The 12,426-nt window shown below is 72.4% G+C and carries 12 protein-coding genes and 3 pseudogenes; 8 read left to right on the plus strand and 7 right to left on the minus strand.

All coding sequences use genetic code 11. The features are described 5' to 3' along the window. The coding region (locus D3105_RS02785; RefSeq protein WP_240646778.1) for a DUF6777 domain-containing protein at window positions 1-1,202 on the plus strand (1,202 nt) is incomplete at its 5' end. A gap of 34 nt (window positions 1,203-1,236) precedes the next feature. Here the strand turns inward: D3105_RS02785 and D3105_RS02790 are convergent. The 4 genes and pseudogenes from D3105_RS02790 to D3105_RS02805 all read right to left on the minus strand — a co-directional run bounded on the left by D3105_RS02790 (window position 1,237) and on the right by D3105_RS02805 (window position 3,637). Further along, complete coding sequence (locus tag D3105_RS02790; RefSeq protein WP_118899655.1) at window positions 1,237-1,578, minus strand: YkvA family protein; 342 nt, start codon at window positions 1,576-1,578, stop codon at window positions 1,237-1,239. A gap of 73 nt (window positions 1,579-1,651) precedes the next feature. Further along, window positions 1,652-1,874, minus strand: a pseudogene (locus D3105_RS02795) (WhiB family transcriptional regulator). 141 nt (window positions 1,875-2,015) lie between these two features. Further along, on the minus strand, window positions 2,016-2,954 hold the full coding sequence (locus D3105_RS02800) for a PP2C family protein-serine/threonine phosphatase (RefSeq protein WP_118899657.1): 939 nt from the start codon (window positions 2,952-2,954) through the stop codon (window positions 2,016-2,018). A 57-nt stretch (window positions 2,955-3,011) separates the two neighbouring features. Then, a pseudogene (locus D3105_RS02805) lies at window positions 3,012-3,637 on the minus strand (Scr1 family TA system antitoxin-like transcriptional regulator). 222 nt (window positions 3,638-3,859) lie between these two features. On the opposite strand from D3105_RS02805, the gene D3105_RS02810 reads away from it, so the two are divergent. Then, a complete protein-coding gene (locus D3105_RS02810) occupies window positions 3,860-4,225 on the plus strand; it encodes an ATP-binding protein (protein WP_240646781.1) in 366 nt (121 codons plus the stop codon). A gap of 123 nt (window positions 4,226-4,348) precedes the next feature. On the opposite strand, the gene D3105_RS02815 is transcribed toward D3105_RS02810, so the two are convergent. Continuing rightward, the gene (locus D3105_RS02815; protein ID WP_118899662.1) at window positions 4,349-5,074 is read right to left on the minus strand and encodes a ribonuclease H family protein; all 726 of its coding nucleotides are present in this window, start codon (window positions 5,072-5,074) and stop codon (window positions 4,349-4,351) included. A 61-nt stretch (window positions 5,075-5,135) separates the two neighbouring features. Further along, complete coding sequence (locus tag D3105_RS02820) at window positions 5,136-5,930, minus strand: SDR family NAD(P)-dependent oxidoreductase (protein ID WP_118899664.1); 795 nt, start codon at window positions 5,928-5,930, stop codon at window positions 5,136-5,138. A 190-nt stretch (window positions 5,931-6,120) separates the two neighbouring features. On the opposite strand from D3105_RS02820, the gene D3105_RS02825 reads away from it, so the two are divergent. Continuing rightward, on the plus strand, window positions 6,121-8,019 hold the full coding sequence (locus tag D3105_RS02825; RefSeq protein WP_118899666.1) for an ABC transporter ATP-binding protein: 1,899 nt from the start codon (window positions 6,121-6,123) through the stop codon (window positions 8,017-8,019). A 67-nt stretch (window positions 8,020-8,086) separates the two neighbouring features. On the opposite strand, the gene D3105_RS02830 is transcribed toward D3105_RS02825, so the two are convergent. Continuing rightward, entirely contained in the window at window positions 8,087-8,353 is a 267-nt protein-coding gene (locus D3105_RS02830; protein WP_030587200.1) for a hypothetical protein, read from the minus strand. 151 nt (window positions 8,354-8,504) lie between these two features. Here D3105_RS02830 and D3105_RS02835 point away from each other — a divergent pair, with 151 nt between their 5' ends. From D3105_RS02835 to D3105_RS34440, 5 genes and pseudogenes are all read left to right on the plus strand, one after another. Further along, window positions 8,505-9,158: a class I SAM-dependent methyltransferase gene (locus tag D3105_RS02835; protein ID WP_118899669.1), complete on the plus strand. Its 654-nt coding sequence runs from the start codon at window positions 8,505-8,507 to the stop codon at window positions 9,156-9,158. A 327-nt stretch (window positions 9,159-9,485) separates the two neighbouring features. Next, complete coding sequence (locus D3105_RS02840) at window positions 9,486-10,082, plus strand: carbonic anhydrase (protein ID WP_118899671.1); 597 nt, start codon at window positions 9,486-9,488, stop codon at window positions 10,080-10,082. Between the two features lie 72 nt (window positions 10,083-10,154). Next, the gene (locus D3105_RS02845; protein WP_118899673.1) at window positions 10,155-11,624 is read left to right on the plus strand and encodes a SulP family inorganic anion transporter; all 1,470 of its coding nucleotides are present in this window, start codon (window positions 10,155-10,157) and stop codon (window positions 11,622-11,624) included. Window positions 11,625-11,831: 207 nt separating this feature from the next. Further along, window positions 11,832-11,969, plus strand: a pseudogene (locus tag D3105_RS35155) (IS5/IS1182 family transposase); the annotation flags it as partial. Window positions 11,970-12,102: 133 nt separating this feature from the next. Then, window positions 12,103-12,357, plus strand: coding sequence for a hypothetical protein (locus D3105_RS34440; RefSeq protein WP_165890956.1), 255 nt, complete (start codon window positions 12,103-12,105; stop codon window positions 12,355-12,357). The last annotated feature ends 69 nt before the right edge of the window (window positions 12,358-12,426 follow it).

Here is a 12,426-nt window from a genome sequence, read left to right on the forward strand (position 1 = left end):
CTCCGACCGTTTCGGGCCCGCCGCCCGGCCCGCCCAGCGGTGGCGACCACGGTGGGCCGAACGGCCCCGGTGGCTCGGGCGGTTCGGGTGACGGGGGCGGCTCCGGGGCTTCCGGTGGTGGGCCCGGTGGTCCGGGCGGCGGCTCGGGTGCCGCGCCCGGCCCCCGCCCCGACCGCCCCTGGTGGCGTTCGGTGCCCCGGATCGCGGCGATCGCGACGGCTCTGGTGGCCGCGGTGGTGCTGGTGGTCGTGCTGACCCGGCCCGAGGGCGGCGGCGGGTCGAAGGAGGGCGGCGAGGTCTTCCTCCAGGCGGCGGGCGAGTCCGGGCCGGATCCGTTCACAGAGTCCACGGCGAACGACGACGCCCCGGAGCCCGGGACCGCCACCCCGTCCGTCGCGCCGAGCCCGTCGAAGACCGGCGCGCAGGTGACGCGGGGCGTGGACGGCGCGGCCCCGGGTCTGTACGGGGGCACGCAGAAGATCGCGAGCTGCGATGTGGAGCAGCAGGTCAAGGTGTTGCAGGCGGCTCCGGACAAGAACCGGGCGTTCGCCTCGGTCCAGGACATCGAGCCGTACCACGGCTACCGGGACGGCGAGGCCAACGCCTATCAGGCCGTGCTCCAGGCGGGTACGGCGGTCCTCGTCGACGACCGGGGCGTGCCCAGGGTGCGGTGCGCGTGCGGTAACCCGCTGCTGCCACCCGTCGCCCAGGAGGACCCGCGGCAGACGGGCAAGGCGTGGCCGGGCTACCGGGCGTCCGACGTGGTCGTCGTGGAGCCGTCCGAGAAGCCGGTGAAGGAGTTCGTGATGGTCGACCCGGAGAACGGCGACTGGTTCAAGCGGCCGGCCGGTGACACGGCCGACGGCGACAAGAAGACGGATCCGCCGAAGAACGCCTCCGAGTCCCCCTGCCCGCCCGGATCGGACCCCTGCCCCACCTCGTCCGGGGACACCCCGTCGGAGCCCGCGCCGGACGACCGGACGTCGCAGCCCGGCGAGGATCCGGCGACCTCCGAGCCCCCGCCGGACGACCCGGCGACCTCGGAGCCGCCGCCCGACGACCCGGGGACCGAGCCCGCCCCGGAGGACCCGCCGGGCTCGCCCGACTCGCAGTCGGCCCCGCAGCCGCCCGCTCCGGACACCGGGGCCCCGCAGGAGCCCGGCGCGGGGACACCCCCGCCGGGCGCGCCCGCCTTCGGCTGAGCCGGTGAGGAGCGGCGGTCCGCCCCGCCCTTCCTCAGCCCACGGCGTCGGGGCGGCGCCGCACGGGGGCCGCGGGGGTCTTGGCCCGGGTACTCGTTCCCGTACGCACTCCGGCGGCCGACGCGGCCGCGTGCAGGGAGCGCAGGGCGACCAGCAGGAAGCCGATGTCGTCGAGGTAGACCGGGTCGGGCAGCAGGTCGACGGGTGACACGGTGTAGATGACCGCGGCCCAGAAGAGCGCCTTGCTGCGCAGCGGGATCCCGGCGTCGACCAGCAGTTTCCTGGCCCTGATGACGCGGACCAGCAGCACGGCGGCCAGGGCCAGCATGATCAGCGCGGCCACGGCGCCGAGAACGAGCCAAGCGGTGGTGTCCATGGCTCATCGTGTACCCACTCGTCCCCGGATCACGAACACCGCTCCGGGCGGCGGCACTGTGCGGCGTACGGGGTCAGGCCGCGCCGCGTCCCCGGGCCTCCGCGCGCCGGCGGCTGCGGCGCTTCAGTGCGCGCCGCTCGTTCTCGGACAGGCCGCCCCAGATACCGGAGTCCTGTCCGTTCGCAGACGGCCTTTGCCTCCTCGGTCTGGACGACCGCGGGGCCGGTGCTCCCGATGGGGAAGAACAGGTCCGGGTCCTCCTCGCGGCAGGCGGCGTGCAGGCGCCAGTTCTCCATGCTGCTCAACTCTGCTCACTCCCGAATGTCGTGACGTCGTAAGTCGGTTGCCGTACGTGTCTTCCGTGCGGGTGACCGACGATCGACGCCTCAAACACGTATCGGGCGGACGGAACCGGCCGCCGGGGCGCGTAGGACCGGCTACGCGTGCGGGGGGAGCGGCGGGCGGTGCAGGGCGAGGAGGGCCTGATCGTCCTGGATCCGGCCCCCGGTGTGATGGCCGACGTCCTCGATCAGCAGGTGGAGGATCTGCGCCGGGGAGGCCGGGTAGCCGATCAGCGCGCGGTGGTGGACGAGGAAGGGCAGCCGGACGGACGCGTCGTAGAAGACCCCGGACTCGTCGCGGGCCTCGGTGACCCCGTCCGTGTAGCAGATGAGGGTGGCGCCGGGCGGAAACGGGAACGTGTCGACCGGGCACCACCAGGTCCCCAGGCCGCTCATGCCGAGCGGGGGCGCCTCCTCGGAGGGTTCGAGGACGGTGGCCCGGCCCTGGGCGTCCAGGAGCACCGGCGGTGGGTGCCCCCGGTTGACGACGCGTACGACGCCGAGGTCATCGGCGAACTCGGCGATCAGCGCGGTGGTGAACCCCTCGTCCTGCTCCTGGCCGCCGCGCCTGCCCCCCTCGCGCAGGAGGGCCCGCTCCAGCGCGGCGACCAGGCCGGGCAGGTCCTCCGCCTCGTCCGCCGCGTACCGGAAGGCCCCCAGGTCCGCGCAGACCGCGTTCACCGCGCCCAGGCCCTTGCCGCGGACGTCCCCGACCCGCCGGGTCCGGGCGTCCCGGCCCTCCAGGGAACGGTTGATGAGGACGGCCAGCACGGTTACGGCCAGAAGGGTGAGCTGGTTGGCGACGCCGCGCTGCCAGCCGAAGGTGCCGTCGTGCCAGGCGAGGGCCGCATGGACGGCCATGGCGAGCACCCCGATCGCGATGATGCCGCGCAGACTCAGCAGCGGCGCGGCGGCGACCGGGGCCGCCATGAGCAGGGGCGCCGAGGTGACGTCCGTCGGGGTCACCAGGTCCAGCACGACGCCCAGCACGATGACCCCCAACGGGATCCACTTGGCCCTGCGCAGCTGCACCACTCCCCCACGCTGTACGGGGCCGGGTCCCGACGCATCCCGGCGGTGGGCCGGACGCGGTCACTCCGGCAGCGGGGTCCCGGGGCCGGGGGCGGCGGCGCACGCGGCGTCGAGCCGGATGCGGTGGCCCATCACGGCCTCGGGATCGTCGATGAGGTCGACCCGGACGCCCGGGGTCTCCAGCACCGCCTGGTCCCCGATCTCGGGTGCGGGCACCCGGAGGATGTGCAGGGGCGGTACGCCGGTCAGGGGGTGCGGCGGGTGGTCCAGGGGCACCACCTGGACGGTGACGTGCTGCTCCCGCATGGCCTCCGCCAGCGCGGCCCGCTGCCCCTCCATGGTCTCCCGGTCGCGAGGCTCGCCGAGGACTCCACGCCGATGACCTCCTGCTGCCACGCCTCCATCGCGTCCCGCCAGCGGTGCCACCAGCCGGGCAGGTTCGCGGCCGCGAGCCCGGCCATGAGGGGCCCGGCCACGGCGGGCGGCACGCCGTAGCAGCGCAGCAGTTCGCCGACCTGCCGGGCGTCCAGTCCGGTCTCCGCGCGTTCGATACGCCGTACGGTGGCGGGGTGGGCGTCCAGCGCCTCGGCGGCGGCCCGCAGGCTGACGCCCGCGCGTTCGCGCAGCATGCGGAGGCGGACCGCGAGGACGCGGTGTTCCACCGTGGGGCCGGACCGGGCTCGCATGCGCATACCTTCTTCGTCGAGCCCCGTGGCGGAGCATTACACACTCTGTCGCTTGCAAAGTATGTGTTTTGCGTCGAGAGTGCATACATGTCGGAAATAGTCAGTTGCGCGGAGCGTACCCCCGATGACGGAGGTGTCCGAGGTGCCCGAGGTGCACACAGCTGGTGGGTTCCCCGTTGGCCGGGGGGTGTGCCGGAGGCCCGGCACCGGGTCCAGGAGGCGATGCGGGCCTGGGGCGAACCGGCCGAACGGATCGAGGCAGCGGCTCTGATAGTGACCGAACTGGTCACCAACGCGGTGCAGCACACCAGCACCCGGCGGATCCGCTGTCGGCTCCTGCGCTCCACGGACGGCGTGCGCATCTGCGTGTGGAACCGCGGCCGGGCCCGGATCCCGGCCCCGGCCTCCCCGGCCGACTCGGCGGGCCTTCCCGTCGGAGAGGCGCCGACGGCCGGCGATCTCGAGGCCGACGACGCGCTCGACCGTCTCAGCGAGGACGGCAGAGGCCTGCTGCTCGTCGACGCACTGGCGGCCCGCTGGGGCACCCGCGCCGCACTGGCGGGCCGGCTCGTCTGGGCCGACCTCTGAGACTTCCCCTCCCCGCCTGATCAGGCGGGGGCCGTACGGCACTCCGGGTGACCCCAGCCGTTCGGGTTCTTCGCGATCGGCTCCTGGGCCGCGTANCCTCTGAGACTTCCCCCCCCCGCCTGATCAGGCGGGGGCCGTACGGCACTCCGGGTGACCCCAGCCGTTCGGGTTCTTCGCGATCGGCTCCTGGGCCGCGTACGGCTTGCCGCAGTGGCACCGGCCGGCGAAGCGCGCCTTGATCGTGCCGCCGGACCGCCCGCTCCGGGCCGCGCCCCCGGCGCTCCTCTCCTTCGCGCCGCCCGATCGGCCGCCCGCCGCCCCGGACGCCTCCGTACGCCCCTTCGTGGTCCGCGCGGGCGCGGGCACCGGCAGAGCCGTCGCGCCGTGCGCCGTACCGGCCGCAAGCTGGGTGACCGCCACCTCGCTGGCCGCCTGGTCGGCGATCGCGTTGAGCGGGTCGCCGTTCACCTGGTGGGCGGGAACGTAGCGGAACGTCACCGAGCGGTCGGCGAGCAGAGCGTCGATCCGGGTGACCAGCTCACGGTTGGCGACGGGCTTGCCGCCGGAGGTCTTCCAGCCGTTGCGCTTCCAGCCCGGCAGCCACTTGGTCACGGCGTTCATGGCGTACTGCGAGTCCATCCGCACCTCGACGCGCACCGCCGGGTCGGTGGACTCCAGCAGCTCCGCCAGGGCGGTGAGCTCGGCGACGTTGTTCGTCGCCGTGCCCAGCGGACCGGCCTCCCAGCGCACCGGGTTGCCCTGCGCGTCGGCCGCGACCCACGCCCAGGCCGCCGGTCCCGGATTTCCCTTCGACGCCCCGTCACACGCGGCGATGATGCTCTCGTTCATCCCTCGATCATGCCAGCCCCGCATGACCGCTCCGACCGGCCGCGGGCGCCCGCCGCCCCGGTCAGGGCAGGATCGAGTCCACGTAACCGCCGTCGACCCGGACGGCCGCCCCGGTCGTCGCCGAGGCCTGCGCGGAGCTGAGGTAGACGACCAGGTTCGCGATCTCCTCGGGCTCGATGAGCCGCTGGAGCAGGGACTGCGGCCGGTGCAGCCGCATGAACTCCCGCTGCGCCTCGTCCCAGGGCAGTTCCTTGTCGACCAGCTCGTACACGAAGTCCTCCACGCCGCCGGTGTGCGTGGGGCCTGCGATCACGGAGTTCACCGTCACGCCGGTGCCCGCGGCCTCCTTGGCGAAGCCCCGGGAGACGGCGAGCAGCGCGGTCTTCGACATCCCGTAGTGGATCATCTCGGCGGGGATCACGATCGCGGAGTCGCTGGCGATGTTCAGCACCCGGCCCCAACCCTGCCCGGTCATCCCGGGCAGGTAGTGGCGGATGAGGCGCACGGCGCTGAGCACGTTCGTGTCGAAGTACGTCTTCCACTCCGCGTCGGTGATCTCCAGCGGCGGCCGGGATCCGAAGATGCCGAGGTTGTTGACGAGGACGTCGGCCGCGGGCACCGCCGCGTACAGCAGCTCGGCGCCCTCCTCGGTGGTCAGGTCGCAGGCCACGGTGACCACGGACGCGTCCGGCACCGCGGCTCGCAGGGACCGTGCCGCCTCGTCCAGCCGTCTCTGAGTCCGCCCGGTCAGGACGACTCCGGCGCCCGCGTCGGCCAGTCCGGTGGCGATGGCGAGGCCGATGCCCTGCGAGGACCCGGTCACCACCGCGTTCCTGCCCGTCAGGTCGATACGCACGCCGCTTCTCCCTCATCCGCTCGTCCAGACCGTCCCCGCCAGGCTCGCACCCCCGCTCGCGGCACGCCCATCGGCCTTGACCTCAAGCAAGCTTCAGGTTTTAGCGTTCTCAGTGAACCCGGGGCCGCACGGCCGACGGGAATCCGCAGGCCGTCGGGCGATCCGGGGGCCATCGATTTCGGAGCGCCCCATGGACATGGAAGTCACGGCGTGGCATTCGCTGCACAGCGCGATGAACGCCCAGCAGGACCGCCGGCCCTTCTCCCGGGCGTCCCTGCGCCGCATCATGCTCTTCGCCCGGCCCCACCGACGGCGGATCCACCGCTTCCTGCTGCTGAGCGTCCTGACCGCGCTCCTCGCGGTGGCCACTCCGCTGCTGGCCGGGAAGGTCGTCGACGCGATCGTGAACGGCGAGGGCACCGGCACGGTCACCCGGCTCGCCCTGCTCATCGCGCTCATCGCCGTCGTGGAGGCCGGTCTCGGCCTGCTCACCCGCTGGCTGTCGGCGACGCTGGGCGAGGGCCTGATCCTGGACCTGCGCACCGCCGTCTTCGACCATGTGCAGAAGATGCCGGTGGCCTTCTTCACCCGGACCCGGACCGGCGCCCTGGTCAGCCGGCTCAACAACGACGTGATCGGCGCGCAGCGGGCGTTCAGCAACACGCTCTCCGGCGTGGTCTCCAACCTGGTCACCCTGCTGCTGACGCTCGCGGTGATGCTCACGATCTCCTGGCAGATCACCCTGCTCTCGCTGGTGCTGCTCCCCGTGTTCGTCGTACCGGCCCGCCGGATGGGAGCCAGGATGGCCGGACTCCAGCGGGAGGCGGCCGACCACAACGCCGCGATGGGCACCCAGATGACCGAGCGGTTCTCCGCCCCCGGCGCGACGCTCGTCAAGCTCTTCGGCCGGCCCTCGGACGAGTCGGCCGAGTTCGCCGCCCGCGCCGACCGGGTGCGTGACATCGGCGTCCGTACGGCGATGGCCCAGTCGGCATTCATCACCGCCCTCACCCTGGTCTCCGCCCTGGCGCTGGCCCTGGTCTACGGGCTCGGCGGCTTCTACGCCCTGCGCGGCAGCCTGGATCCGGGCGCCGTGGTGGCGCTCGCGCTGCTGCTGACCCGGCTGTACGCGCCGCTCACCGCCCTCGCCGGGGCCCGGGTCGAGGTGATGAGCGCGCTCGTCAGCTTCGAGCGGGTCTTCGAGATCCTGGACCTGAAGCCGCTGATCGAGCAGAAGCCGGACGCCCGCCGGGTGCCCGAAGGCCCGGTCTCCGTGGAGTTCGACGAGGTGTCCTTCGGCTACCCCACCGCCGAGAAGGTCTCCCTGGCCTCGCTGGAGGAGGTCGCCACGCTCGACGACCGGGGCGGCACGCCGGTCCTGCACCAGGTGTCCTTCCGGGCCGAGCCGGGCCAGACGATCGCCCTGGTGGGCTCCTCGGGTGCGGGCAAGTCGACGATCGCGCAACTGCTGCCCCGGCTGTACGACGCGGACGCCGGTTCCGTCCGGCTGAACGGTGTCGACGTACGCGATCTGAGCGCCGACTCGATCCGGGACACGCTCGGCATGGTCACCCAGGACGGGCACCTCTTCCACGAGTCGGTCCGCGCCAATCTGCTGATCGCCCGGCCCGACGCCTCCGAGGACGACATCTGGGACGCGCTGCGCCGCTCCCGGCTCGACGGTCTGATCGCCTCGCTGCCCGACGGGCTCGACACCGTGGTCGGCGAGCGCGGCTACCGGCTCTCCGGCGGGGAGCGCCAGCGCCTCACCATCGCCCGGCTGCTGCTGGCCCGTCAGCGGGTGGTGATCCTCGACGAGGCGACCGCGCATCTCGACTCCACCTCGGAGGCGGCCGTCCAGGAGGCGCTGGCCGAGGCGCTGTCGGGCCGGACCGCCCTGGTGATCGCCCACCGGCTCTCGACCGTACGGGCGGCCGACCGGATCCTGGTGCTGGAGGCGGGCCGGGTCGTCGAGAGCGGCACGCACACGGAGCTGCTGGCGGCCGGCGGACGGTACGAGGAGCTGTACCGCACCCAGTTCGAGCGGCCGTCCTCGGACGGGGGGCGACCGGTCCAGCCGGTCGGCTGACGCAGGGCCCACACCCGTATCGGCGCGCGCTGACGCCGTCCGGCCGGACCTCACCGGCCGGGCGGCGTCAGCGCGTGCCGATACGGGCGAAGGAAGGCCGCTCGGCGGTCCGCAGCCGCCGCAGGGCGTGGCCGCCGCACCGGCGCCACTCCTTGGGCGAGACCCGCGGGCGGTGCCCGTTGGTGACGAGCGCGTTCACCGACGTCATCGGGTCCGCCGCCATGGTCTTGGCCAGCAGTACGCCGACCACCAGCGGGAGCAGCGTGACGGCCAGGGCTGAGCCGGCGGTGGTGACGTGCTCGATACGGGGGCGGCGCGGCGCTTCGGAGGTCATACGGCCATCGAACAGCGGCCCGGGAAGCCGAACATCGGGGAACGTACTCAGGAGGGGAGGACCGGCATACTCAGGCGCTCGCCGGGGGACGCTCACACCGGCCGGGCACATGGCTCCCGGCCGGCCGCCGGACCACGGAAGGACCGCCTCGATGGGTGACAGCCAGGGACGTGCGGGCGAGGGTCACGGGAGTCCGGCCGCGGCCGTGTTCGACGCGCTGGGCGCGGAGTACGAACGGGCCTTCGCCGCTTCGGCCGCTCACCGGGAGTCGCTGGATCGGCTGCTGGCGGATCTCGCCCCGGGCAGCCGGGTGCTGGACGTGGGCAGCGGGACGGGCCGGCCCACGGCACAGACCCTGGCGGAGGCGGGACACCGGGTGCTGGGCGTCGACGTGTCTCCGGTGATGACCGCGCTGGCGGCCCGGCGGGTTCCGGGGGCCGAGTTCCGGTGCGCCGACATCCGCGATCTCCCACTGGCTGAGGGCGAGTTCGACGCGGTCTGTGTGTACTTCTCGCTCCTGCAGCTGGAGCGCGGCGAGCAGATCGAACTGCTGGAGCGGCTCGTGCGGTCACTGCGGCCCGGCGGGCTGCTGGTCGCCGCGACGGTGCCGGTGGACGTCGCCGGGGTCGACGCGGTGTTCATGGGGCAGCCGGTCCGGGTCTCCAGCTTCGGCGCCGAGGAGTTCACCGCCCTGATCGCACGGGCGGGCGTCGCCGTCGAGTGGACGCACAGCGCGCTGTTCACCCCTGACCACCCGGCGGGCGCACCCGAGCCGCATGTCTTCGTGCACGGCCGACGCATCTGACGGCGCAGTCATACCTCGCGGAACTCTTCACACTCTCCACCCATTGGCAATCACAAAGAACAAGCCGAATGAATGACTTGGGTGGCGCATTTACGTTCCTTCACGAGAAGGTAATGCGATAGCAAAGTTCTGGTCTATATGCTCAGCTGTAGTCGTATCCGTACGGAGCGGCCGGAGCGAGCCTCATAACGGCTGCCGTCCGGCAAACCGCAAGGTGAAGAACCCTTCATCTATTCCGAACACGCATACGGACACAACTAGCGCATTCGTCAATATGACCCGACCACACCGCTCCCCGGCACCGCCGGATGCAGGAGGCAGGCCACCATGCAGTCCCTCGTAGAACACGCCCGGACATTCACCGAGCACGTCGCCGCGAACGCAAAGGATTTCGAACGTCTCGCGGACGGCCAGACTCCCGAAGCACTCTTCGTCACGTGCTCGGACTCGCGTGTCGTCCCCTCGCTGATCACCGGCGCCCGCCCGGGTCAGCTCTTCGAACTCCGCACCGCGGGCAACATCGTCCCGCCCTATCCGGGCCGGGACCGGCCCACCGGTGAGGCCGCCACCATCGAGTACGCGCTGTGCGTGCTCCAGGTGCGCGACATCATCGTCTGCGGGCACTCCCACTGCGGCGCGGTGGGCGCGATCCTCCGCGGCGACGACCTCTCCGCCATGCCGGCCGTCCGCCACTGGCTGGAGCACTCCACGGACGGCCGCACACCCCCCGCCGACGGCGGGGACCTCCCCGGTGCGGTCCAGGCCCACGCTCTCGCCCAGCTCGACACTCTGCGGGGCTACCCCGCGGTGCGCGAGCGGCTCGCCGAGGGCTCCCTCGGCCTGCACGCCTGGTACTACGAGGTGCACACCGGCTCCGTCAGCGTGCACCGACCCGAGCGCGGCACCGAGTTCGCCCGCCTTTGACGGCTCTCCCTCCCCCCACGTCCCCGCGCTCGGCTCCGGCCGGGCGCGACCGTACCCACAAGGGAAGCCATCGTGATTTCCGCGAAGGACCTCAAGAACCCCCACGTCGTACGACGAGACCTGCTGGCGTCGCTCGTCGTCTTCCTGGTCGCGCTGCCGCTGTGCGTCGGCGTCGCCGTCGCCTCCGGGGTCCCGGCCGAACTGGGCCTGGTCACCGGCATCGTCGGCGGACTCGTCGTCGGCCTCCTCCCCGGAAGCAAACTCCAGGTCAGCGGCCCCGCCGCCGGACTCACCGTCCTCGTCTTCGAAGCCGTCAAGGAATTCGGCCTGAGCACGCTCGGCCCGATCGTGCTGGCTGCCGGACTGCTCCAGGTCGTACTGGGTGTCGCGCGCTTCGGCCGCTGGTTCCGCGCCATCTCCGTCTCCGTGGTGCAGGGCATGCTCGCCGGCATCGGCCTGATCATCGTGCTGGGCCAGGTGTACGCCATGGCCGACCTCGAACAGCCGGGCAGCGGACTCGCCAAACTGGCCGGGCTCCCCGGTCTGGCCGTCGACATCGTCACGAATCAGGAGGCCCTGAACGCCTTCGGGCTCGGCGCCGGAACGGTCGCGGTGCTGCTGCTGTGGCCGAAGCTCCCGGCCCGGGCCCGGATCGTCCCGGCTCCCCTCGCCGCGGTCGCCCTGGCCACAGCCGTCGCCTCACTGGCCGGGCTGCGGCCCGCGGTGGCCGATGTCAACGGGCTGCTGCAGGCCATCGATCTGCCCGGCGGGGCGGAGTTCTCCCGGCTCGCCGATGTGGCGGTCATCGGCACCGTCCTGGCCTTCGCCCTCATCGCCTCGGCCGAGAGCCTGTTCAGCGCGGCCGCCATCGACCGGATGCACGACGGCCCCCGTACCGACTACGACAAGGAGCTGGTGGCCCAGGGCGTCGGCAACACCATCTGCGGGGCGCTCGGCGCCCTGCCGATGACCGCGGTCATCGTCCGCAGCGCCGCCAACGTCCAGGCCGGGGCGACCACCGCGCTCTCCCGGGTCGCCCACGGTCTGTGGCTTCTGCTCTTCGCCGCGCTCCTGCCCGCCGCCGTCGGGATCATCCCGCTGGCCGCGCTCGCCGGAGTCCTGGTGCACGCCGGGTGCAAGCTGGTGCCCGCCAAGGAGTTCGGCCCGCTCTGGCGCGAACACCGCGGGGAGGCAGTTCTATTGGCGATCACCGCGATCGCCATCGTGGTGACCAACCTCTTCGAGGGGGTCGTGCTCGGCCTGCTGCTGGCGGTGGTCAAGTCGGCCTGGGAGACATCGCACGTCCAGCTCACCACCCATGAGCTCACCGGCGGCCGGGTCGTGGTGACCCTCACGGGGAACGCGACCTTCCTCCGACTGCCCCGCATCCTGGAGCAGTTGGAGAAGCTGCCGCAGGACCAGCCCATAGAGCTGGACCTCACCGGGCTGCGCCACCTCGACCACGCCTGCCGGGTCGCCCTGGAGAACTGGGCCCGCCGGCACAACAACGCGGAGATCGAGCCGGTGACGATCCGCCAGTAGGTCCCCGCCCGGGGCTTCTCGTCCGGACCTGGACGAGAAGCCCCGGTAGCGCTTCGTCGCCTCGAGCGATCTCCCCCGGTGATGGACGGGCCGGCAGGATCGTGGGCCTCGGCGGCGTGTGAGGACTGAGGACCTCCCGCCGAAGACCGCTGACGAGACAGGGGTTAGGCGTCGCCTTTTATGGCGTGATCGTTCGCTGAGCCGTTCATGACGGATCTCGTGGAGCGGTTGGTTCCGGACGAATTGTGGGTGTTGTTCAGGCGGCTGATGCCGCCGGCGGCGGTGATACGTCCGCAGAGCGGTGGCCGACCTCGGGCAGGTGACCGTGAGGTTCTGGCGGCGATCTCCCGATCCTGCCGCCGGCGACGGTGAAGCTCATGACGGACAGTGGCTGCCCCTCGAGGGTGTTGACCAGACCGGCTACGCCGTTGACGAGTGCCGGGTGGATGGTTGCGGTCGTGGCCGTACGCTGGAAAGTGTGAAGCCGACCCGCCACCGCGGAAGCGCCCATGATCGCCCCCAGGCCACCGGTGAGAGCGTCGCCGTCCGCGCGCACGACCACGTCGGGATCGAGCAGGGCAAGGAGCGCGTCGAAGTCGCCCGCCGTTCGGGAGCGGGTGGCAGCAGCGGGGCCACCCGCTCCCACAGGTCATCCGGAACAAGATCAGCACGCATTCCGGACACCCTGCCGACCAAGATCACCGAGCACAAGAGCCGCGACTCACCTCACTGAAGCGATCAGTAAGGGGCCCAGGGCTTGGCACCGGTGGCAGAACGCCGATTTCCTTGCCTTGGGGGATGG

The sequence above is a fragment of the Streptomyces globisporus genome, from assembly GCF_003501885.1.
Taxonomy (GTDB): domain Bacteria; phylum Actinomycetota; class Actinomycetes; order Streptomycetales; family Streptomycetaceae; genus Streptomyces; species Streptomyces globisporus_D.

Coding starts and splice junctions, on each gene's coding strand:
- D3105_RS02825 (WP_118899666.1), top strand. CDS start 6,121: ATGGACATGGAAGTCACGGCGTGGCATTCGCTGCACAGCGCGATGAAC.
- D3105_RS02790 (WP_118899655.1), bottom strand. CDS start 1,578: ATGGACACCACCGCTTGGCTCGTTCTCGGCGCCGTGGCCGCGCTGATC.
- D3105_RS02830 (WP_030587200.1), bottom strand. CDS start 8,353: ATGACCTCCGAAGCGCCGCGCCGCCCCCGTATCGAGCACGTCACCACC.
- D3105_RS02810 (WP_240646781.1), top strand. CDS start 3,860: ATGCGGGCCTGGGGCGAACCGGCCGAACGGATCGAGGCAGCGGCTCTG.
- D3105_RS02815 (WP_118899662.1), bottom strand. CDS start 5,074: ATGAACGAGAGCATCATCGCCGCGTGTGACGGGGCGTCGAAGGGAAAT.
- D3105_RS02840 (WP_118899671.1), top strand. CDS start 9,486: ATGCAGTCCCTCGTAGAACACGCCCGGACATTCACCGAGCACGTCGCC.
- D3105_RS02835 (WP_118899669.1), top strand. CDS start 8,505: ATGGGTGACAGCCAGGGACGTGCGGGCGAGGGTCACGGGAGTCCGGCC.